The sequence below is a fragment of the Methanolobus vulcani genome, from assembly GCF_900100715.1.
Taxonomy (GTDB): domain Archaea; phylum Halobacteriota; class Methanosarcinia; order Methanosarcinales; family Methanosarcinaceae; genus Methanolobus; species Methanolobus vulcani.
The window spans coordinates 459,926-481,733 of record NZ_FNCA01000001.1 but is presented as its reverse complement, the minus strand read 5'-3'; the positions used below and the strand labels follow the sequence as shown (position 1 = coordinate 481,733).

18 protein-coding genes are annotated in these 21,808 nt (G+C 43.0%); 9 read left to right on the top strand and 9 right to left on the bottom strand.

The window, feature by feature from the left end:
• Positions 1 to 136: 136 nt before the first annotated feature.
• The 4 genes from BLP52_RS02095 (at position 137) to BLP52_RS02080 (ending at position 3,794) form a co-directional block, all read left to right on the top strand.
• Positions 137 to 1,162 carry a Vms1/Ankzf1 family peptidyl-tRNA hydrolase gene (locus BLP52_RS02095; protein WP_091708250.1) on the top strand — a complete coding sequence of 342 codons (1,026 nt, stop codon included), beginning with the start codon at positions 137 to 139 and terminating at the stop codon, positions 1,160 to 1,162.
• A 25-nt stretch (positions 1,163 to 1,187) separates the two neighbouring features.
• The gene (locus BLP52_RS02090) at positions 1,188 to 1,799 is read left to right on the top strand and encodes a DUF7109 family protein (RefSeq protein WP_154717767.1); all 612 of its coding nucleotides are present in this window, start codon (positions 1,188 to 1,190) and stop codon (positions 1,797 to 1,799) included.
• 25 nt (positions 1,800 to 1,824) lie between these two features.
• Positions 1,825 to 2,589 carry a 23S rRNA (uridine(2552)-2'-O)-methyltransferase gene (locus tag BLP52_RS02085; RefSeq protein ID WP_091708247.1) on the top strand — a complete coding sequence of 255 codons (765 nt, stop codon included), beginning with the start codon at positions 1,825 to 1,827 and terminating at the stop codon, positions 2,587 to 2,589.
• A gap of 188 nt (positions 2,590 to 2,777) precedes the next feature.
• Positions 2,778 to 3,794: a hypothetical protein gene (locus BLP52_RS02080; protein WP_091708245.1), complete on the top strand. Its 1,017-nt coding sequence runs from the start codon at positions 2,778 to 2,780 to the stop codon at positions 3,792 to 3,794.
• Between the two features lie 46 nt (positions 3,795 to 3,840).
• Here the strand turns inward: BLP52_RS02080 and BLP52_RS02075 are convergent, their stop codons facing one another.
• The gene (locus BLP52_RS02075; RefSeq protein ID WP_091708243.1) at positions 3,841 to 4,131 is read right to left on the bottom strand and encodes a DUF211 domain-containing protein; all 291 of its coding nucleotides are present in this window, start codon (positions 4,129 to 4,131) and stop codon (positions 3,841 to 3,843) included.
• A 195-nt stretch (positions 4,132 to 4,326) separates the two neighbouring features.
• On the opposite strand from BLP52_RS02075, the gene BLP52_RS02070 reads away from it, so the two are divergent.
• From BLP52_RS02070 to BLP52_RS02060, 3 genes are all read left to right on the top strand, one after another.
• On the top strand, positions 4,327 to 4,962 hold the full coding sequence (locus tag BLP52_RS02070; protein WP_091708241.1) for a histidinol phosphate phosphatase domain-containing protein: 636 nt from the start codon (positions 4,327 to 4,329) through the stop codon (positions 4,960 to 4,962).
• 20 nt (positions 4,963 to 4,982) lie between these two features.
• Positions 4,983 to 5,645 carry a cyclase family protein gene (locus BLP52_RS02065; RefSeq protein WP_091708240.1) on the top strand — a complete coding sequence of 221 codons (663 nt, stop codon included), beginning with the start codon at positions 4,983 to 4,985 and terminating at the stop codon, positions 5,643 to 5,645.
• Between the two features lie 216 nt (positions 5,646 to 5,861).
• Complete coding sequence (locus BLP52_RS02060) at positions 5,862 to 6,737, top strand: archaellin/type IV pilin N-terminal domain-containing protein (protein WP_091708238.1); 876 nt, start codon at positions 5,862 to 5,864, stop codon at positions 6,735 to 6,737.
• Positions 6,738 to 6,857: 120 nt separating this feature from the next.
• Here BLP52_RS02060 and BLP52_RS02055 read toward each other — a convergent pair whose 3' ends face one another.
• On the bottom strand, positions 6,858 to 8,906 hold the full coding sequence (locus BLP52_RS02055; protein WP_091708237.1) for a hydantoinase/oxoprolinase family protein: 2,049 nt from the start codon (positions 8,904 to 8,906) through the stop codon (positions 6,858 to 6,860).
• Positions 8,907 to 9,242: 336 nt separating this feature from the next.
• Here BLP52_RS02055 and BLP52_RS02050 point away from each other — a divergent pair, with 336 nt between their 5' ends.
• A complete protein-coding gene (locus BLP52_RS02050) occupies positions 9,243 to 10,235 on the top strand; it encodes a PKD domain-containing protein (RefSeq protein WP_091708235.1) in 993 nt (330 codons plus the stop codon).
• A gap of 79 nt (positions 10,236 to 10,314) precedes the next feature.
• Here the strand turns inward: BLP52_RS02050 and BLP52_RS02045 are convergent, their stop codons facing one another.
• From BLP52_RS02045 to mcrB, 6 genes are all read right to left on the bottom strand, one after another.
• Entirely contained in the window at positions 10,315 to 11,499 is a 1,185-nt protein-coding gene (locus BLP52_RS02045) for a TIGR04083 family peptide-modifying radical SAM enzyme (RefSeq protein ID WP_238380685.1), read from the bottom strand.
• Between the two features lie 122 nt (positions 11,500 to 11,621).
• Positions 11,622 to 13,340, bottom strand: coding sequence for a coenzyme-B sulfoethylthiotransferase subunit alpha (mcrA, locus tag BLP52_RS02040; RefSeq protein ID WP_091708234.1), 1,719 nt, complete (start codon positions 13,338 to 13,340; stop codon positions 11,622 to 11,624).
• 10 nt (positions 13,341 to 13,350) lie between these two features.
• Positions 13,351 to 14,100 (bottom strand): coenzyme-B sulfoethylthiotransferase subunit gamma, encoded by a 750-nt coding sequence (gene mcrG, locus BLP52_RS02035; protein ID WP_091708232.1) that lies wholly within the window; start codon positions 14,098 to 14,100, stop codon positions 13,351 to 13,353.
• A 12-nt stretch (positions 14,101 to 14,112) separates the two neighbouring features.
• Positions 14,113 to 14,715, bottom strand: a complete 603-nt coding sequence (mcrC, locus tag BLP52_RS02030) for a methyl-coenzyme M reductase I operon protein C (protein ID WP_091708231.1) — start codon at positions 14,713 to 14,715, stop codon at positions 14,113 to 14,115.
• An 8-nt stretch (positions 14,716 to 14,723) separates the two neighbouring features.
• Positions 14,724 to 15,218: a methyl-coenzyme M reductase operon protein D gene (mcrD, locus tag BLP52_RS02025; protein ID WP_091708229.1), complete on the bottom strand. Its 495-nt coding sequence runs from the start codon at positions 15,216 to 15,218 to the stop codon at positions 14,724 to 14,726.
• A gap of 50 nt (positions 15,219 to 15,268) precedes the next feature.
• The gene (gene mcrB, locus BLP52_RS02020; protein ID WP_091708227.1) at positions 15,269 to 16,573 is read right to left on the bottom strand and encodes a coenzyme-B sulfoethylthiotransferase subunit beta; all 1,305 of its coding nucleotides are present in this window, start codon (positions 16,571 to 16,573) and stop codon (positions 15,269 to 15,271) included.
• 398 nt (positions 16,574 to 16,971) lie between these two features.
• On the opposite strand from mcrB, the gene mmp10 reads away from it, so the two are divergent.
• Positions 16,972 to 18,207 carry a methyl coenzyme M reductase-arginine methyltransferase Mmp10 gene (mmp10, locus tag BLP52_RS02015; RefSeq protein WP_091708226.1) on the top strand — a complete coding sequence of 412 codons (1,236 nt, stop codon included), beginning with the start codon at positions 16,972 to 16,974 and terminating at the stop codon, positions 18,205 to 18,207.
• Positions 18,208 to 18,255: 48 nt separating this feature from the next.
• On the opposite strand, the gene BLP52_RS02010 is transcribed toward mmp10, so the two are convergent.
• The gene (locus BLP52_RS02010; RefSeq protein WP_091708224.1) at positions 18,256 to 21,681 is read right to left on the bottom strand and encodes a DNA polymerase II large subunit; all 3,426 of its coding nucleotides are present in this window, start codon (positions 21,679 to 21,681) and stop codon (positions 18,256 to 18,258) included.
• Positions 21,682 to 21,808 lie beyond the last annotated feature (127 nt).

Below are 21,808 nucleotides of genomic sequence, written 5' to 3'. Positions count from 1 at the left end.
ATAGATCTAAAAATTATCCGGTTGGTATTTTCCACAAAGATACACTTTCCTGATTGCTTCATTTTCAAGAATCTCTTTTCCGCCTTCAGAACAAATCGACAGGTTATTTATCAGGTAAGTTGCTATTTCAGATGAAATGATCGAAAAGGACAAAGTTGTTGGCAACATCAGCTCCCTCTTCAACAAGTATTCCGGGAAGGAGGAGCTTGAAAATGAGATAAATAGGCTTCAATCCCACATTGTTGAGCTTGAGCTGGATGTGAGGACTGCCAACATAAGATATGAGAAAAGTATCGAGTCTGAGAAAAAGGCCGTTGCAGCAAAACAGGAAGCTGAAGAACAACTCAATGCTCTGGATGTTAAACTTAAAACCCTGGAACATGAGGTGGAGAAAGAAAGAATTGACGTTCCTGCATCTATTTCATTCGCCTGCAATGATCAGTTCAGTAAACAGCGTACAGAAGAATTTCTCAGGTCTTTGTCTACGATCGGTTATAATGATCCTTCACTTGTATCATTATATATAGCTGCGGATGAAAGTCCTGCCAGCATCAAGGATTACGAGCTTTTAGCAGAACGTGTCGATAGCAAAACCCTTGCTCTAGCTGAGAAAGTTGGATCAAGCACAGGTTTTGTATTGTTCCATTCTCCCGACCATATGATAAATGAGCTTCTTGTGCCACCATTGCCAATGGAAAAATCATCATGGAATGCGGATAACAAATTTGATATTTCAACAATTTCAGAGCTGTTGAACAAGAATGCAGGTGTCTGTGTACTTGTAGCTCATGCAGGCGAATCTTTTACAGGCTTCTCTCTTGATTCTCAGGACTTCGATTCTTTCCAGATGATAAAGACAAGTGTCAAGGCCAAACATGCTAAAGGAGGATTCAGCCAGAGACGCTTTGAAAGGCTGCGGGATGAGGATATCGCACACCATATAGATAAAGTAAGAATTGCCATGAAAGATATTCTTGATGAGTTCAGAGGCAGCATCGACTATATGATCCTGGCCGGTGACCTTCCGCTTGCAAAGGAAATTACTTCCGATATTCTTCTTGATATCACTCAGGTATATTCGTCATCTGATGTAAGGATCGAAAAACATAATATCTCCGGCATAATGAAACAATTAATGACCTGTCGCAGGTACAGGCTATGATCATATGATAATATGGGGTGCTTTAATGCTAAGTAAAGAGGAACTTTGCGGGATAATCGATGCTTTAGGTGCTCTTACCCAGGATGAGATCTATCATATAACAAAGGAGTTGTCCTTGCTCAAGGGAAGTGTCCCCCCTGCCATGCCTTCTATTAAGGAGCTATGTGCGGAGTCTGAAAAGGAACATCACATTGTGGCTGTTTCAGCTGAAGAGATCACAGGTGCAGAAGAGAACAAGAAAAATCCTGCTTCACAGGTTTCAGGCGAAGTTAAGGATGATATTCTTTTGTATTATATCTCCGGACCGAATGCTTTTCCTGAAGTTCCTTTTGAGCTAAGTGAGGTCATTGATATTCTGGAATTACAAAAAAGGGATGTAAACCTTAGTAGTGTTGCTGCAAGGCTAAGCAAGAATCTTCATCGCAGGATAAAGAACCTTGAAGACAAGATCGAAGTTGTCAGTTCTGCAAAGGTACATGAAAAAGACCTGGAAAATCTGGAATTAAGGTACAGTGACATACTGAACCAGTATTATGATTACACTTTCTGGCTATCTGACGACATGCCTGGTCTTGAAGATGAGATTCGTGAACTCAGCTTAAGGATAGAATCCCTGAAGTCGGCACAAGGTATTTGACTTTTAGGTATTATCTGGTAGATATATGGCAAGAGACAGGCGTGATAAATATTACTGGAAAGCCAAAGAAGATGGTTTTCGCTCAAGGGCGGCCTACAAGCTTTTTCAGATTAATAACAGGCATCACATTATAAAAGAAGGCGACATCGTTGTAGACCTGGGTGCTGCTCCCGGTGGATGGTGTGAGGTTGCCAAAGAACTGTCAGGTTCTCGTGTTGTGGGTGTAGACCTCAGGAAAATATCACCTATAGAAGGTGTAGAAACAATAGTTGGCGATATAACTTCTGACAGGACCATCGCAAAAATATTTGATATGGTGGGCAAAGCCGGAGCTGACGTTGTAATATGTGATGCAGCACCGAACTTAAGTGGAAATTGGAGTTATGATCACGCACGTTCTATCGATCTTACAAGGTCAGCCCTTGGCTGTGCAAAAAAGATTCTCAAACCGGGTGGCCATTTTGTAGTAAAAGTATTTCAGGGTGATATGTTTAAGGATTTCCTGGATGAAGTACAGGACAATTTTACTTACACACATTCTTATTCACCTAAAGCCTCAAGGTCCCAGAGTGCTGAGATATATGTTATTGGTAAGAAGTTCCTTACAGCTCCCGTAAGACGTGGGGATGAGTTTGAAGTTGATATAACTGAACTTGGTTCCAGTGGTGACGGTGCAATTTTGATTGATGATTTTGTTGTCTTTGTCAAGGGAGTGCAGCTTGGAGATCATGTAAAGATAAGAATAAACGATGTGAAGCCAAACTTTGCATTTGCAGAAGTGATCGAGTAATTAGTTTTTATTTTTGATATTGAAGTGGCAATAAATTGCCACTAGCATCACTCGCTCATCAATTATATATTTATGCCATAAAGTAATGTAGTTTATATAGTGCATATGCAGTTATACTACTATTACTTGCAGTACTTTCTAGAACAGAAAAACTTGCATATGCATTGATGTAAATTCTGGAATTGTCTATGAACTGTGAAGTCCCTGAACCTGAATCTCGTCCGCAAAAAAAACCTTTTGTCTATGCTGGCGTTGGTATTCTCCTTATCCTTATTGCAGGATATGTTGTTTTTGGAGATTATATACAGGAACAGAGGACACTAAGTGAGGTTGATTCCTTATGGGAGCAGGCATCACAATTGCGTGATGAAGGAAACTTTGACGGTGCACTTGAGGTCTATAATTCAGTTTTTAGCCTTATATCCTCTAAGGATTTTCCACTGGAATATGGAATGAATCATTACTACCGTGGAAAAACATATGAGGAAATAGCATCATTCGACATGGTAAATGCTTCCAGTCATTTGCAGAACAGCATTTATGCTTATGATTATTCCCTTAAGTTCATTACAGAAAAAGAATATCCTGCAGAATATTTCAGGGTGCATTACGGGTTGGGTGATGCATATCTAAAACTATATGCTTCCAGGGGAGACGCAAGTGAGCTGGACACTGCAATAAGCTATTATGGTAGTGTCCTTTGTTATTATTCCATTGCAGTTGACCCTATTTATTTTGCATCAATAAACAACAAACTAGGTAATGCATGGCGTAAAAAGGGAAATATTGAAAACAATGTGACCTACCTTCAGATGTCTTTGTCATCATATGAGGAATCACTCAGAGTATTCAGGGAAGATGTCTACCCCTTTGAATATGCAGGTGTTCAGAACAATCTGGGGAACCTCTACCTTGAGATGGCTTCATACAGAAATGAAAAAAGCAACGTTGAAAGTGCTATCACTTCGTTTAACAATGCTCTCAGAGTGTATACTATAAATAGCCGCCCAATAGAATATGCCACTGTCCAGAATAACCTTGGCAATGCCTGGTTTGAACTCTCCGAAATTGAAAATAAAGAAAGTAATGTGGAAAAGGCGGTTATGGCTTACAATGAAGCTCTAAAGGTTTTTACTATCAGTCTTTTCCAGGTTGAACATGATGGTGTTATACACAACATCGCACGTGCGTATAAAAGTCTTTAATAGCTGTATCCTGTGAAAGATACAGATAATTATTCGAAGATGGATCTTATCTTTCCTGCAAGGTCTGCACTTCTTCTACCAGACGTTTTCCTGCAGCTATTTCATCAATGCTGTGAACCACTGCACCCAGATTCTCTATTGCCTGTTTTATTTCCTCATAATCCAGGTTCTCTCCTTCAACTGTGATCTTTACAGTTTCCGTCTGCTGGTCTACTTCATATAAGCTCAAATTCACTCCATGCACTCCCTGGAGTACACTAAGTGTCTTGGACAATTCTACAATTGATGGATGATGGGGTTTAAGCACATCCAGGACCAATCTTCTAATTCCTGTCAATTTTTATCCTTCCTGATTAGAAAGTCATAATTCTGCAAGTATCAAATATCAAATGCCAAATATCAAATATCGGACTTATGAACATTGCCTATAAAACATTATATTATTTTTGTTTTCCTATGAATGACTTTATCTAATTTCAGTACATAATAGGTTCCATTCTATAATTCATTCTCAAGCCAATGAGGTATTTTTATGATTGACATGCATACTCATTCTATTTTCAGTGATGGTGAACTAATTCCAAGTGAACTTGTACGAAGAGCCGTGGTTCACGGTTACAGAGCAATAGGTATCACTGACCATGCAGATTTCACAAACGTAGAACACATTATCAAGAACGTGAGCAAGGCAAAGTACCTTGAAGATGAGCTTGACATTCAGGTAAAGGTAGGTGTGGAAATCACCCATGTTCCACCACGTAAGATAGCTCCTCTGGCAAAAATGGCAAAGGACCTTGGAGCAGAGATCGTGGTTGTTCACGGTGAGACTATAAATGAACCTGTCATGCCGGGAACGAATGCTGCATCAGTGGAACTTGCAGATGTGGATATTCTGGCACATCCTGGTTTTATCACTATTGAAGAAGCTGAAACAGCCCGTGAGAATGATGTTTGTCTGGAGATCACTGCAAGGAATGGTCATAACAGGACAAATGGTCATGTGGCAAGGATTGGAATGGAAGCCGGTGCGACTCTTGTTGTAGATACTGATGCACACAGCCCAGGTAATCTGATCACCAAAGAATTTGCCCTGAAAGTTGCAATGGGTGCCGGATTAACTGAGAAGCAGGCACAGAATGTGTTAAATAACTCAATGCGCTTCCTGTGATCATTTTATTTTTTTAGTCGATGAAGTTCAAGGTTATTGACATAACTACCGGAATATCCGAAAATACTCCGGTGTATGAAGGTGATCCACTTCCGGTATTTGAAAAAGTATCTTCGATTGAGAAAGACGGTTTTAAGGTTACAAGAATAAGTATAGGAACCCATACAGGTACTCATGTTGATGCACCTTTACATTTGTATGAATGTGGCCAGTCAGTTGCTGATATTGATCCAGGGTCATTAATGGGGAAAGCTGTTCTTCTCGACATATCATCAGGTAATGGCCCGATAACTGATAATGAACTTGAAACAATTTATAAGTCATATTCAGGGGAAAATGCGGATATTATTCTGATAAAAACAAGAAGTTGTTCATCGGAGTGCCTGGATGAATGTCTTCATTCAGACAGAATGCTTGCGGCAACTGCGGGAAAATGGATATATGAAAATGGTTTCAGGGTAGTAGGTGTTGATACTCTTTCAGTTGATGAGAATGTCTCTCTGCCTAATCACCATCTTTTTTTGAGCAATAATATCAATATTATAGAATATTTGGACTTGATGAATGTAAATGAGGGTACTTATTTCTTTATTTGCCTTCCTTTAAAGCTTGAAGGATGTGATGGTGCCCCAGCACGTGCAATTTTAATGGATATTCAGTCAATTGATGAAATGGTTCAATGAGTTTGCCTGCTCTTTTTACAGGATGATTTAAATATAAGTATAATTATATTGATTGTGCAATTATGGTAACAGATGTTACTAGCACGATATCTATATTAACTCATAAAAAATATTAAATAACAGAATTAATATAGTATAACTCGCAATATAAACCTGTAACACGATTGCTAAAACGTTTCATGAGGGAATCGCACGAAAGCAAATCAGAGACATTTAATGCACAGGGATGACCGTGCACAGGTAGGTATAGGTACCCTTATCATCTTTATATCCATGGTACTTGTGGCAGCCGTAGCGTCTGCCCTTTTGATCAAGACCTCAGGAGTGCTTCAGCAGAAAGCAGCTCAAACCGGTCAGGAAACGACACGTGAGGTTGCTTCCAATATGCGTATCGACCGTGTAGAGGGTGAACGTGCCTCTTATTCCACAGTTACTGTGACAAATGGGGTGGTTTCTAATACTAATTTATCCTGTTATAAAGGACAAATGGTTGAATGGATTTCTTCAGCGGGTTCTTTTGATATTACTGTAAATGGTGAGAACGGCTCTGTAGCCGATGGTTCTTATTATGAATATCGTTTTACATCACAGGGAACTTATAATTTCACCATAGATGATGGCAGCACTACTACTACAGGAAATGTTATTGTAAATGATACTCTTGACTACGGTCAGATCACAAAGTTGCACATTTCCGTATCTTTAGGTCCGGGTAGTGAGGATGTTGATCTTTCACAATTGATCATCTATCTGTCAGATGGTTCTCATGTTGCCAATGTCAGATATGACACATCAGACACAAGTGATACAGTACATTTGCCAACTGCTGAATACTTCTCAGTAAGTCCGATACGTTCCCGTGATCAGACTGTTTTCAAGGCAACACAACCGGTACTCAGGACCGGTGATATCATGGAAGTAGTAGTGGATATCCGTAAGGTATTCCAGGTTGATGATGAGAGCTATGAAGGTCTTCCTCCCAGGACTGAAGTTTCCTTCCAGGTAAGACCTGAAGCAGGAGCTCTTGTAGTTTTCGACTTTACCACACCAGGTGCATATTTCGATAAGAAGTATATCCTACTGAGATACTAAATTTTTAAGTTTAAAAAGAAAATAGAAGATCAGGAGATTAAACATAAGCTTAAAATCAAGCTTTATGATCTTCCTGATACAATTTTTATTTATTTAACTTTTGATCTATTTATTATTTATTCACTTTCCTGAATATGAATCTTCAGCAGAGCGGAAGCTTACTGCTTTTTTACGCATGTAGTCAGGGATAACATCCTTTTCCACAACAAGTTTTGATGTACCGATTCCTACTACAATGACTTTAGTCTCCACAGGTTCTTCGCCTTCTCTTACCATGAGTTCTTTCTTGGTGACCTCTATTTCAACCTCGTCCTTGCCATAGCCAGCAACCTTCATGTAATCCATAATTATTTCTTTACCGGTGTTCCTGGCATAATCGAAGGCCTGGATATAGTCAGGGAAGATCTGTCTTCCTTCAGGGGTGAACACAAAGTAACTGATTACTTCCTTTGCATTCTTCAGTTCTTCGTCTGTCACATCTTCACCTGTGATCGGGGCAAAGTCCTTCTTGATCAAAACCTCTACGCGCTTGATACCTTTACCAACAAGAGCACCAACAGCATTTCCGACACTGGCATGTTCAGGAACCACTATATCTGCATCAATGAGTTTTTCCATTTCTTCCTTATATGCAACCACAGGACCACCCAGCAGGATAACTGGCGTTTCCACTTTAAAACGGGTATAGTTATCTCCTGCAAGCATCTGATCAATAACAGGCTGGGTAATTCCGTCTACAAGATATGATACAAGGTCTGATGCCATGTTCTTTGCTACCTTTTTCTTAACCATGGTGGCAACTTCTTCCTTGCTAATCCTGAGTTGCTTTGCAATCCTTTCAGCTCCTATGATAGAAGCTTCGGTTTCCCATTTATTGAAATCTCCAAGTACATGCAGTGCGTCAGTTGGTGTGAAACCAATTGATTGCACAAGACGTTTCTGTATAAGGCCATCAAGTGCACGTACGCTTGGTTGCTTTTTCAGGCGCTGGAAAATATCTACGTATGAAACCGGACTTCCCTGAATAACATCGAATATCTCTTCTTCAGTCCTGCTAAGTTCAAGTGGTCTGAGGCCTGTGCGCACAAAGAATTTAGTAGGCTGGATATTTTCACAAAGAAGTTTTCTTGATGGTGATTTAGACTCCTTGAATCTTTCAAGGAATCCCTGATACAAAGTTGCTGCACGGCAAAGCGGGATAACTCTCCTGGGACCAATGTAGAATTTCTGGTCCTGAATCCATACATGACTGTCTCCACCGGTAGCGGATGTTTCCATTCTGATGGCTTTGACCATTGTCTTCCAGCCACCTACAACGGCACCCTGGTCGCTAAGTTCCGGAACACCATTTCTGATAAGTGCAACATCCGTACTGGTTCCACCAACATCGACCATGGCGCAGGTGTCATATTTTGTCAGGAATGAAGCACCTACAAGACTTGCAGCAGGTCCTGAGAAGATAGATTCTATAGGACGTTCAAGAGCTTCTTCCATACCAACAACAGAGCCGTCACACTTGAGCATGAGCAGATTTGCATCCATTCCTCTTGATTTGATGTCCTGCATGATCGACTGGATGAATTTGTGTGTGATCGGCAGAAGCTGTGCATTAAGATAGGCAGTAATAGCCCTGTCATATGCACCGACTTCCTGGGAAAGTTCATGTCCGCATACAACCGGAAGCCCTGTTAGCTCGCGGATAATTTCCTTGACGCGAAGTTCATGCTCTGAGTTACGGTTGCTGAAGAATGATGATACTGAGAAGGCTGCAACATGGTCTTTTACTTCAAGAGCAAAAAGCTTGACACCATCTTCATCAAGTGGTGCGGCTTCTTCTCCGTTGCTGGTGTGACCGCCGGCAAGCTGGACATAGTATTTTGCCGGAAATCCTTCTTTTGGAATTACATAATCACCAACGAGGATTACTCCTACAGGGAAACCTGTGTCTTCAAGTATAGTGTTTGTAGAGAGTGTGGTTGAGACTGAAACAAGCTTGACATCTTGCAAATATTCAGGATTCAGTGAATCTATTACTTGTTTAATTCCGCCAATCGGGTCAGGATAAGTGGTAAGCATTTTCGTGGCATCCATTATCACACCATCCGAATCACGGATAATTACACCGTCTGTAAAAGTTCCTCCGGCATCAATGCCCAGACTGTATTGCATTTTGGTTCACTCCTTTCAAACAAAAATTAGTTTCATAATTGATAATGTAAAAAACAATGGTTTTGCAATATTTAAGCATTACCGTTTGTTCTCAGAGGATATCTAATTGGATTTGATAACGAAAAGTGCGTAACACTTTCTCATAAATTCTATATAATATACATGTGCATTGTTGCACATATATTATTATCTATTTATACTAATATTAAAGGTGACTGCCTTGAATTTCTCAAAAACGATAAAACGATCTATATTGGTTTCAAATTTAATTCCATATGGAACTCCTCCTTTTGAACAATTCTCCCAACTTGCCCAAAACTTGGAAAGTGATATGAGATGAAATACATCATTCTGGCAATTGTCCTTCTTGTGATATTCGTATCTCCTGTAAGTGCAATGAACTGGCAGACAGAAACGGTGGATGACGCTTCCAGTTATTGTCCCTATCCTGGTCCCAATACTGGAAAATATACTTCCCTTGCCTTCGATCTTTCAGACAATCCGGCAATCAGTTATCTATATTATAATTCCCACGAACTCAAATTCACACACTACAATAACTCAAGCTGGGAAATAGAAACAGTGGACGATGTAGGACAGGTTGGACTCTACACTTCCCTTGAGTTTGATCATTCAGGCAATCCCGCGATCAGTTATTATGATTGGCTGAATGGTAGTCTCAAATTCGCATACCACAATGGCTCAAGCTGGGAAACAGAGACGGTGGACGATGCAGGACTGGTTGGACTTCATACTTCATATATCACAGTCGTTGACTCTCCGGTTGCCGGCTTCAGTTCCAATGTGATCTCCGGTGTGGTTCCGCTTTCCGTAGGCTTTACTGATTCATCGGCAAACGACCCTACCTCATGGGTATGGGATTTCGGCGATGGGAACATTTCCACCAATCAGAATCCTGTTCATACTTATTCAACCGTGGGGACCTACAATGTGAGCCTTAATGCAAGTAATGCTCTTGGAAGCAGTATCAGCACAAGGATTGCTTACATTACTGTATCTGGAGTTAGTGTGGAAAGTTCCGATTCAGGAAGTTCAAGTGGTTCAAGTTCCAGCTCTCGTTTATCTATAATAACAACTCAGGCTCAGAATGATGCAACAATCACTGATAATATCAGCGAGGAAATACCTGAAGAAAGCATCCAGGCAGAAAAAAATGTATCGATAATTTCTGAAGAGGAAAAAACAGAAGGAACAGATACTAAAGAAACAGATGCTGATGATATAAAGAGTACACCAGGTTTTGGTGCACTCGCAGGAATTGTTTTTGTATCACTTGCACTGATCGTGCTCAGAAAAATAAATAATTAAAAAATGAATAAATAAATGACGGGACATCTGTCCTGTCAGTTTTTGTTTTTAGAAAGCTACTGTCTGTTTTCAGTCCCAATCATATTTTCTTAAGCATCAGGGACATTATTCCTGCTTTCTTGGGTTTTGAAGGCTTCATCGGGTTCTGGAAAAAGTCCATTTCCATGCTTGGACCACCGAACATCTCCTCATTGACTCTCTCGGTTATTTCGTCGAGTATCATCTTGTAGGAGATACAATGGGGGTCGACATCCTTTATCTCTCCGCCTGTTGGGGTTATGGCATTGTAAGGGCAGCCGCCTCTGCAGTATTTTATGTGGGAACAGTCCTTGCAGTTCTCATCCACATACTCTTTGTAATCGAACATGAGCTTCCATGCATCGGATTTTGCAAGGTCTTCAGTGCTTGGGTGGTCATGGACATTGCCCATGACATATTCTGGCATGCCTACAAAACGATAGCAAGGGTATATGCTTCCGTCGGGACCCACGGCTAAAACATCTCCCATACAGTCTACAAAAGTGCAGACAGCACCTCTGCCACTAAATACGCCTTTGCATAGGTGGTCGATGTTCATTACCTCGATCTGGTCTATGTTTTCCAGGTATTTATCCAGAAGGTAGATAAGAAGCCTGCCGTATTCTTCCGGGTCAAGAGCCCATTTTTCAGGCTCGTCTCCGCGTAAAGATGGCAGAGCAGGGTGAAACTTGAGGGTCCAACCGTTTTCCAGGTAGAAATTGAAGATCTCTTCTCTGAATTTTTCTGAATGGGAAGTGAAAGTTGTGATGAACCTCACGGAAAGTCCGTGTTTTTTTGCTATCTCGTAGCCACGCATGGTATTTTCGTAATATCCCTCTCCTCTCTGGAAATCATTCAACTCTTTCGGCCCGTCAAGGCTGGAGCCGATAGGAATATTATATTCTGCAAAAATCTCAGCAATTTCGTCTGTCATCTTCCAGAGGTTGGTCTGTATGGCAAAAGCCACTTCCTTTGGCTTTACTCCTTCAGCAAGGATCGGTAAAGCTTCTCTATAGAAATCAGCACCTGCAAGAAGTGGTTCTCCACCATGGAAAGTAAAGGTGACAGAATCTTCCCTGAAGTTTTTGAGCCATTTAACTACTTCTTTTATGGTCTCGATACTCATTACCGGGGAGTTTTCCTCGGAACTCCAGCAGTAATTACAGTTCCCGGGACATCCCAGGGTGGGGATAAGCATTACATGAAAAGGCATTCCCATAGCACTTTTACGTTCCGTTTTAACCATAAAGTATGAACTATGCACGATATGTAATAAAAGTTTGGTTAGCAACTATAAATTTCCACTCAATTAGTGGTGATTCAAAAAAAGAGTAAGTAGCAGGCATTAAGCCTGCACTTGTTTTAAAATTACTTTGCTGGAATGATGAGTGATCTCTCACCAGCAGGCTCGAACTCTCTGAGTGCGCCCTTTGCGAACTCCTTCCTTGGCTGTGTGAAGTCAAATGGCAGGAGCTTGTCTGCGAAGCAGATCTTGACGAGTGGGTTGACTGCGTATGCATCTCCACGACCTGCGTGTGCAGCGGAAGTGATTGCAGAGTATCCACCCTGGTGACCTACGTTCATTGCGTAGTTTGGATAGTTTGGTCCACGCAGTTCAAGAGCAAGACCTTCGTCGGACTGGTATGAGAGTACGTTTGTAGCACCACACTGGTCCTGCAGGTCGTATCCGAAGAAACCGAGACGGCCGTGTGCTTCCTTGTGGAGGTACATACAGAGGTACCATCCGGAAAGACCAGCGTTTCCGTTTCCTGTTGCAAGAGCTACAGCGGAACCTGCTGCTGCGGAAAGACTTGTTGCTCTCTGTGATCCACCGAAGTGGTCTTCGAGGGTTGTTGGGTATTTCTCGTAGTTCTCAAGACCGTAGATTGTGGACTCTGTTGCAATGTCCTTTACTACATCGAGGCTTGCCTTTACCTTGTTGTCTGTACCCTTGTTTGCTGCACCATCGTACTTGTCGTTGATGTAGTCAACGTTGTAGTAGAGGTTGTCGTCAAGGATGTTGTTACAGTATGCTGCTGTTGCGTACTGGGTGAAACCTACACCACCGGACATGTATGAACCGAGCCAGATCTGGTCGTAAAGCATACATCCTGCACCGACTACTTCAAGAGCTACGTGTGCTGGGTTCTCTGAGTCTACACGGCTTGTCTGTACGATATCTGCCATGTGGCCGAATGGAATTCCTCCTGGCTCGTTTGGTGCACGTGCACGTCTTGCTGGAAGCATTTCTCCCATCTGGATAACACCAGCGTGCTTTGCTGCGTATGAAAGGTCAGCTACTGCTGCTTCACCAGCACACATGCTGTATGCTGAAATGAATGACATACCGACCTGCATAGCCATCCACCTGCTTGTCTGACCACCGTCTGTGGTTCTGCTGACAATTGTTGGGATGTGTGCTGCCTGGAATGAGTTCTTTCCGATAGCTGCTTTGAGCTGGGCTGCCTGCTCTTCTGGGAATTCCTTGTTGATGTCAATGAGGAACTGATTGTCGATCTCATCTGCGAGTTCATCGTCACCGGTGAAGATCTTTACGTAACAGTCATCTACAAGAGCTGGGTGTGTTTCGACCATGTGTTCCTGGACAACTGCTCCACCAGGAAGTGCGTGGTTGAGTGTCTCAAGGTAGTGGTTGATTGTTTCTGGTGTGACTTCGATACCGAGCCTCTTCTCGAGTGTCTCGTGTGCCATGTCCAGACCGACAATTACGGTCCTTCTGATGTCATCCCACATCTGCTGCATTGCTGCATTGTTGACGTAGTGAAGGTCATCGATCTCGACCATGTCATCTGTTCCGGAAAGGAAAGATGGTGTGAGTGCTCTCTGACCGAGTGGTATACCACCACAGTGCATCATTGGGTTGTAACCGACAAGTCCTCTCTTCTTTGCGAGTTCCTGACCTGCCTTTTTCATTTCTAATTTACGTGGGTTCTGATCGACACCAAGTCTGTAGTATTCTACAGTCTTGTCGGTGATCTTTCCACCTTCCATTTTGTTAGTACCGTGTTCTTTTGTGTACTTAATTTCCATGTGTTTTGCAAACATTCTCTTTCTGTCGTCTGCCATTATAATCACCTCAGTTCTCCGGCTTGAATCCGTATGTGGTTCTCTGGTCGAATACTCTGTGTACCCATTCGATGACCTCTGCGTCATCTCTGAATGCTACATTGTCGACACGGTAGATTGTGGTCCTCTTTGCTGCCTCTTCTGGGGACATTGGCTTGCCGAGGTTTACCTTCTTGTCGATTGGTCTTCCTACCTGGTCCTTGTGCATAACGATTACATCGCCTTCTTTTCTGCACCTGTCGAGCATGTCGAACATTACACCGTCTTCTGGAAGTCTGAGTGAGTGACCGTGTACTGTTGCACCTCTAAGGCTTGCGAGTGCTGGACATGTCATCTCAGTTTCCATCTGGAACTTTGCGATCTCTTCCATGTCTCTCTCACGAGCTTCAACGACCTGACGACCGGAAAGTGTTCCTGGGTCGACACCTCTGAAGTTGATTGCTGCGTTGTATGATCTGAAGTATGGTACTGATGGACCGTTGTACATTGAGTCAACGAACTGTACGTACCTTACCCTGTCACCAGCTTTTGCACCTGGTGTTGGTTCTACGAGTTCTCTGATTGAACATTCTGGCTCGCCCATTTCTGCGAGTGGTGGGTGGGTGCTTGGGTAGTCGCTACCTGGTGCACGGTGTCCGAGAACAAGTGTCAGGTCATCGTCGGAGATCTCTCTGAGCTTCTCGACTTTACCAGACATGTGTTTTCTTCTGTTTTCAGCAACGGATGTTGCTCCTGGATAATATTGTAGTTCATATGCCATTATTATTCACTCCTAATTCTCTAATGATCTCATTGTGGTTTTCACGGCCTTCACGAGTTCGTTCAGTTTTTCCCTCGAACATGATTCGCCTCGTGTAACTCCTGTCACAATTTCCATTACCCTTCCCTTTGCTAAAATATCACTCTCTTTTGGTTTAACAAGCCGTGTCTTTACTCCTGCCATTGCAAAATCCTCGAAATCAACAAGGGTCTGGCAAACAACTACTGCGGGAATATCGGCCTGTTCAAGAATTGCCTTTACTTTTCTGACCACATGGTCCCTGATGTTTCCTGTGTGGATCACAGCAACTTTGTGTCTGTTGATCTGTGCTATCTCCTCAGGACTGATTCCAAAAGATCCGGAACCCATATTTGTGTCCGGAACACCTGAACCGGTGTTAAGCACAAGCACACTTACCTGGATCTCCTCACGGCGCATGCCATATGTGAGTTCACATACTGGTTTTGTGATATGTCTTCTTCCCGGGCTCATTGCAACTGCGATCACATCAGGTCTTCCTGTTTCAGAGAGAGTACCTCGCTGTGCAAGTCCTCCTCCACGGCCAAGACCCATTCCGTGTCTGCAATCTACAACCTGTGTTTCCCGGTCAAACATGTTATCACTTATTCCATATCGTCAGGTTTTAGAATACATACTGGCTGATTCTTCAGTTTACCTTTAGGATCTGTCATTCCGGTCATAAGAGGATCAGCATTTGGGCCACGTCTTGCATAGTCACTGACTGTCTGCCTCGTTGGAATGAAATGTCCTTCTCTGAATTCGAACGGTACTGTTAGAATCTTTTCGCAAACTCCCCTTACCTGCTCTTTTACATCTACGTCCACAACTTCCATACGGATGCTGCCAACGGATACGGCAAGTTCTATTGCCTGGCCTGCGACCTCAATTACAGTATTTCCCGGGTGCTGCACAGGCAGTCCTGTGGCAGGTCCGTAAGGAACGGTCTGGGGAAGTCTTGGGCCATGGACAAACAGCCTGATAATTCCTTCGAGATCAGCGATCTCCCTAAGTAAGTTCTGGGCTGTTTCGGGTTTAAGCAGCCTTGAAGGGAATATTTCAAGCTGCACATAGTTTGCGTCTGAAAAAGTATCGGACATTTTTGTTACCTTTATGATTATCTGTGATATTTAAGGAGGGGTGTTGTGTCTTAGAGTGCACCTGCCACTGCCTTGATTGGCTCCCTGAATTCTTCGATGGATCCAAATACGTTACCGACAAGTGCGGATGTCTTCTCGATTGAGAACATCTGTGTGCCAGCGTCAAGTGAACATGCTGCACATACACAAGGAATTGCGAAACCTCTGGAGTGTCTGGTTACAACGTGGTTACCGTTGAAGATACCTGGTCCGCCACCACCATAGATGGAGTGACTGAAGAATGAGAATCCTACTGCAGTACCCTGAGCTCTACCCATGTCACAGCCTGGAAGGCCTGTTTCCTTCTCAAGTATGTCGTTGTAGTAGAGGATAGTTGAGGATACGTTCTGAGCTGCTCTTCCTGCTGCACAGTTTACCATGGTTGCTGCAAGCTGACCTGCTGCTGCACATGCGTTCCACATTGAAACATCGTTTGCCTTGTAGAAGTTGTATCCGGATGGAGCTGTCTTGTCGACTGAGATAACACCTGCTTCAAGTGCTCTGTCTACTACAGACTGGATCACAGTACCGATTGTACCGTCCTTTCCGTTCTCTTTTACGATGTCGTAGACGTAGTTACCTGCGTTAAGACCCTGGTATGCAAGACCGAGTAACTGGTGTCTCTCGAATGGTCCTACAGCGTTACCCATCTCGTACATACCTACCTGCTCGAAGATTGATGAAAGTGCTGCTGCATTCATTGCCTTCTTGCCGGTGATTGCTGCTACGTGGTTTGTTGTGATGTTCCTCAGGGAGTAACCGAGACCTTCGTTGTTCTGTGGAATGCTGAGAATTGATGCGATGTTTGCGCCCTTCATGTCCATTGTCTGTGGGTAGCTTCCCCATACAGCGGACTTTACTATTGGTGCATCGAACATGTCAGTGTTGAACATGTCAATGATTGTCTGGACTACTGCTGCACCTGTTACTGTGCTTGCAGATACGTAGTCAGCACCGACCTGTGTCCTTACGCTTGGGATCTGGACGAGGAGCTGCTTTCCGCCACCAAGTTCCTTTACGTTGGTGTCATCATCTTCGCTTACTTTGATGAGCTTCTCTACTGCATCAAGGATAGCACCGGAGTTGCCTACAATATCGTATTCAAGTTCTCTGCCAAGGATCTGCTTTTTAGTTCCGCCCATAGCACCGGTTTTCAGTGATTTCTCGATACCTGCGAGGTTTACAGCAACTGTCCTCTTTGTATCTTTGATGATATTTTGAATCGCTGCGTTCCTTGTTGGCGCAATATCCATAAGATCAACGCCGCTTTCCAACAGTTTACCTCTGTCGTCGTAAATGTCTATTTTATCAGACACGTATATTTTCCTCCTATGTTTCTATTCAGAAATCACCCATTTTGGAAATGTACAGATGAATGAATGTAAGCCAATTACTTTGTACCACATAGTAATTTTCTGTACGAAAACTTTCCACTGGGAATTCTCGGAATTATTAAGCAACGATGACGTTTAAACCTTTTGCATCGTTTCGCGACAATTTCGCAATCATTAACCGCAAGCAAAAAATGGGTGTAAAAATAATTGGATATGTATTGGATTTGCCCCCAATTAAAGAAAGCTTAAATAACAGAATTCTCTCTGAAAATTTTTCTGTTTTTTTTTAGTTTATTAAAAACGCCTTATCATCCAGTATATGAATGAATATTAAAAGAACCACAAACCTTTAAGTACCTATATAATATGTATTTCGTTCTATGGAGATCACTGCTGACGTAGGAGGCAATCCCGGAATAGATTGCAAAGGCTTCTGCACATACTGTTATTTTAAGAAAGTAAAAGAGAACCCTCCATTTGGCTGTAAATACTGTTTCCCTTTCAAAAAGGGATGTGATTACTGCACCAGGGGTGTAAGGGAATCTTATTCCGGTTTCAAACCCGGGCAATATGTGTTCCAGGACCTGTACCAGCGTCTCATGATGGCAGGTGACAATATTGAAAAGATCACCATAAGCGGTGGTGGTGACGTAAGTTGTTATCCGGACCTGATGGAACTTGTGGCTAACATTGCGCAGTTCGGTCTTCCGATACATCTTGGATACACCAGCGGAAAAGGTTTCAGTAATGGCGATGAGGCGGATTTCTTCATTGAATACGGTGTTACTGAGGTTTCGTTCACAGTATTTGCAACCGACCCGGAACTGCGAAGAAAATACATGCGTGACCCAGAGCCAGAAGCCGCACTTAAGGTGCTACGCCAGTTCTGTAAGCATTGTGACGTTTATGCAGCTATCGTTCTCATTCCCGGAATCAATGATGGCGAAGTACTTGACAAAACTCTCAGCGACCTTGAGGATATGGGTGCCAAAGGAGCCATACTCATGCGCTTTGCCAACAAAACAGAAGAAGGTCTCATACTGAACAATGCTCCTGTTATGGAAGGGATCGAAACCCACAGCATCGAGGAATTCGTGAAGATCGTAAGAGATGCCGATGCAAAATACGATTTCCGTATAACCGGAACTCCACTTGAGGATCCACTTATCGGTTCACCATATGCAATAAGGAATGAGCCGGAAGCTCTTGCCAGACTTCCTGAGATCCGCAAGGATGCAACAATACTTACCAGCCGGGCTTCAAAGGACAGGCTTCAGGAAGTATTCACAAAGCTTGGAAGTGCTGTTAATGTGGTTGCCGTGGATAAGGATATAGGTTGTCTAATAACCATTGAAGACATGGAAAAGCTGGATCTTACGGATGTAAAAGAGACGGTTATAATTCCCGGAAGGGCATTTGTGCATGATCCTGAAGCAACTTCAGTCCTGTCCAGTGACGGCGTATCCCGCTTTGTGCGCAGGGGACCGGAAATGCTGACATATGATGGTGAAATGTCCATTGGTCTTAGCAAAGATGAAGTTCTTGAATTTGAAATAGAAGGGTTCACAGAACTTATCCGTGAAATAAATGCAATTGGTCTGGAAATTGGTGAATAGACCAATTCAATACTGAAAATCAAATTACAAAATATCTGTGCCGGCTGCTCACATAAATTCCAGTAGTCCGGTCTGTTTTGATTTGTCATTCTCAAAGAGTGATTGCATATCCAGACCCAACAATTCTATTCTTTGTTTTGTATAACTGGAAACATTGTAATCATGAGCGACTTTCTTTGAAACCTCCAGATACTTTTTCACAGCACCCTCGTGAACTGTAAGTATGACCCTGCCACCACATTTAGGACAAATTCCCGTAAGTGGAGGTCTGCGGAACTTTGCGGCACATTTCAGGCATCTTGTACCCTGCCTTGAAAATGCCCTGAGATTACCGAACATATCCGGCAGGAAGTGTGAAATTAGAACCCTCTCAGCAACATTTGAGGCATCGACCGCACGTATCTTATCGGCAAGAGCAAGCTGTGCATCCATTTTCTCCACCATGCTTCCCAGTGTCTTGTAAGCACTGTTGAGCGGACCTGCGGCAATATCGGTTGTATCGTGAGTGTACATAAAATGCTCGTACTGGTCAGGAGTTCCCAATCTTGCACTTATAAGGTCAAATGTGGACTCCAGTTCCTTTGGATTTGTATAATTCTGGGTAGCTTCGTAGAATTCCAGCGGATAGTGGTCGCATACATCAATGTTGTGCGCTTCCTTGTCGACCTCACTTGGATCAAGACGAGTTGTAAGCACAAGAGGTGCGTCCATCTTACCTCCTCTTTTCTCAGGCAGATAATCCCTTGAGAAATTAATGAGACCATCCATAAGCAACATGACACAATCCTCATCTCCGTCACAGTTCCTTCTTTTAGCCGCATGGAAGAACGGATGTGCGTAACCAACTGATGCTTTTGTAAAGCCTACAAGTCTTCCAAGCACACCAGCGGAAGTATGAGGTGCAAGTCCCATTAGCATCACGCCAACAAGGTCCTCGAGTTTTTCAGCCTTGTAATATGCCTCTTCTCCATAGTATTTTTCAAGCAGGTCATCGATATACTTCGTGGTTCTCAGAAGATACTCACCACAATCGTAGGAAATCACAAGGTCCTGAACTTTCAGGCATACAACCTGATCATCCCTTTCCAGTTTATTCCCGTAGATATCTTCGGTATATCCTATTCCAATAAGCTTTTCAACCTTTATACCCAGCTCATCAGCCCGGATGTGTGTTAGTGGAATATCGGACATATCGTACCTGACAGTCCCGTCTTTAAATGTATAAAGGTCATGTTTTGCACGTAGAATTCCTTTTTCAAGAGGTTCCGGGGTCATGGTTCCTGACATCATTCTCTTGACACCTTTGACCTCGATATTCTCACGCTCACCGACCTTTGCAAAGGCAGCCTGATAGATCTCTTTGAAATTGATATTCTGCATTTTCACGCATGTGGTTTTAGAACCGCACTTAGGACACTCTTCTTTCTGCGCTGAAATTCCACATCTGGGGCAGAAAAGTTTGGGTATGGTAAACTCGCCGCAGTCGCAGCGATAAAGGAAAGTATCCATTCCACAAGCCGGACATACTCTGTTTCCGATCTCAACTCGTATTTGCCCTACCTTGCTGTTCATCGATGATATATAGCCAGCCGCAGCTTCCATTTTACGTGTATTTCCTGCCGAATCTCCTATGGGGAACAGCACATGAGGAGCAGGAGACATTTTTCTCTTATTGGATTTCTCAGGACGTCCCATCCTTGCACCAATCCTTATTGGCGCACGTTCTCTGACGATCAGTCCACTGAGTTTGTTGACCAATGGTACTGTTTCTGTAAGTTCTTCCGGTAATTCAGTCCATTTTTTCTTAAGGTCTGTGTCCAGTCCCATACATCTGATGAATGGTAAAGGATTTTCGATAACAATATGTCCATCAGTCAGTCTGTGCAGGACAAGAAGATGTTCAAGGATCGTTTTTATACCGGAATCTCTGGTTAAAGTAAGAGGAAGTTCAAGTATTCTTGAATCCTGAGAAATGATCCCATTCTCTGATATAAATGATGCAAGGGTTTCGTATTCTTTTACAGATATATCATGCCAGAGATGTGTATGGGCCGGATGAAGTGGAATATTATATTTTTCACATAGCTTCAGCGCAAGTTCCTGAGATGGACATTTAAGTTCATCTCTTGAGTATGGTGGATTAGCAACTGCTTTTTCAAATTCCTGTATCCACCATTCAAAACAATAAGATGCAGGTACAAGTGGATGGTTATTCTCAAGAAAATCTCCGTAATTGATCAGAATCTCTCCAATATCAATTATAGCTTCGACTTCCGGGTGAATTTCAATGGCTTCCTGCTCGTCATCAACTCTTATTACATCTCCTGACCTCAGTCTCACGGTCGGACCTTCAAGACTGTCAACTGGTGCCATTCCTGCGGCTTTTCCAGGTCTCTCAACTTTAAGTTGTGTGCCTGAAACGATGAAGCTGTCCATAATATACATGCTTGCAGGACTGATTCCTGCAGCAGCAAAGGATGTATTCCTTGACCTGCCGTAGCGGAGCCTGAAACCACCTGGTCGCATGGGGTGTGAGAATACAGGTCTTCCTGCTATCAGGTCACGGAGATACTTATCCTTGGGTTTGACACCTACAAACCCGCCGTCATCATCGTCTGTACTTTTTGTTCCGGCTATGAGTGTGTTGAGCCAGTCCCAGCCGTCCATCTCAAGTTTATTAACATGCTTCAAAACTTTTGGGGCTTTCAGGGCCAGACCTTCGGCAAGTACAAGACACATACCGCCACGAACCCTGTTCGTCTCTATCCTGTCCATGTTCCTGTAACCTTCAACTTCCTCGGCTTCAGTGGGTTCGCCATCTATACATATGGGGCAATTCTCTACGATAAGTCTAATCTCGTCTTCAGATGGAGTATATTGAAGAGTTGCCACACGTCTGTAAAGCAGTATCTCCTCAACGTATCGTTCAACTTCTTCCTTTCGTGGTTTATATCTTTCAATCCCTACTGCACGGCGGACATAATCACCAACAAGAACAGACAGTGCCTGGGCTGTACCTCCTGCACTGCGTATAGGTCCGGAATAAAATATCCTGATATACTCGCTTCCGTCATCGTTTTTTCCAAGTGTGACCTTATCAATTCCTTCAATTGGTGCTGCTACCACACCTTCAGTGAGCATTGCAACGGACACACGGATTGCAGCTTCTATTGCCTCTTCCTTTGAATCAAACTTACCGACGACACCTTCAGCAACAGCTTTTCCAATAGCAAGAGCTCCTTCTTCACGAGACATAGTCTCGTCAAATATGCGGATCTGCTCTGCAACACCTTTCACGCCAATGAGGTTCTCCACCCTGTCTGCAAGGTCTTTTGCAAGGGGAATCTCAATGTGAGGTTTTGGGTCTCTGCCTCTGGAACGTGCACGATTGGCAATTTCTATTTCCTTGTGGAGATTAGACTCAAGCCCTTCAAAATAGTCTCTCATGGCATCGCTTACTACAATCTCACCCATTAGAAATCGCCCTCTTGAAAATGCAATTATGCGTATGTTCTTAAAACAGTTTTCCTGTAAAAGAGTCTTTTATATATAAAACACAGTCAACTATAACTATAATCGTATTCAATATATATTTGGTACT

Bases quoted from the DNA above. Each gene is read 5' to 3' on its own strand.
- BLP52_RS02055 (WP_091708237.1), bottom strand. From the start codon at position 8,906: ATGCAATACAGTCTGGGCATTGATGCCGGAGGAACTTTTACAGACGGT.
- BLP52_RS02095 (WP_091708250.1), top strand. From the start codon at position 137: ATGATCGAAAAGGACAAAGTTGTTGGCAACATCAGCTCCCTCTTCAAC.
- BLP52_RS02080 (WP_091708245.1), top strand. From the start codon at position 2,778: ATGAACTGTGAAGTCCCTGAACCTGAATCTCGTCCGCAAAAAAAACCT.
- BLP52_RS02060 (WP_091708238.1), top strand. From the start codon at position 5,862: ATGCACAGGGATGACCGTGCACAGGTAGGTATAGGTACCCTTATCATC.
- BLP52_RS02090 (WP_154717767.1), top strand. From the start codon at position 1,188: ATGCTAAGTAAAGAGGAACTTTGCGGGATAATCGATGCTTTAGGTGCT.
- BLP52_RS02065 (WP_091708240.1), top strand. From the start codon at position 4,983: ATGAAGTTCAAGGTTATTGACATAACTACCGGAATATCCGAAAATACT.
- mcrD (WP_091708229.1), bottom strand. From the start codon at position 15,218: ATGTCCGATACTTTTTCAGACGCAAACTATGTGCAGCTTGAAATATTC.
- mcrG (WP_091708232.1), bottom strand. From the start codon at position 14,100: ATGGCATATGAACTACAATATTATCCAGGAGCAACATCCGTTGCTGAA.
- mcrC (WP_091708231.1), bottom strand. From the start codon at position 14,715: ATGTTTGACCGGGAAACACAGGTTGTAGATTGCAGACACGGAATGGGT.
- BLP52_RS02070 (WP_091708241.1), top strand. From the start codon at position 4,327: ATGATTGACATGCATACTCATTCTATTTTCAGTGATGGTGAACTAATT.
- mmp10 (WP_091708226.1), top strand. From the start codon at position 16,972: ATGGAGATCACTGCTGACGTAGGAGGCAATCCCGGAATAGATTGCAAA.
- BLP52_RS02010 (WP_091708224.1), bottom strand. From the start codon at position 21,681: ATGGGTGAGATTGTAGTAAGCGATGCCATGAGAGACTATTTTGAAGGG.
- BLP52_RS02045 (WP_238380685.1), bottom strand. From the start codon at position 11,499: ATGGTTAAAACGGAACGTAAAAGTGCTATGGGAATGCCTTTTCATGTA.
- BLP52_RS02050 (WP_091708235.1), top strand. From the start codon at position 9,243: ATGAAATACATCATTCTGGCAATTGTCCTTCTTGTGATATTCGTATCT.
- BLP52_RS02085 (WP_091708247.1), top strand. From the start codon at position 1,825: ATGGCAAGAGACAGGCGTGATAAATATTACTGGAAAGCCAAAGAAGAT.
- mcrA (WP_091708234.1), bottom strand. From the start codon at position 13,340: ATGGCAGACGACAGAAAGAGAATGTTTGCAAAACACATGGAAATTAAG.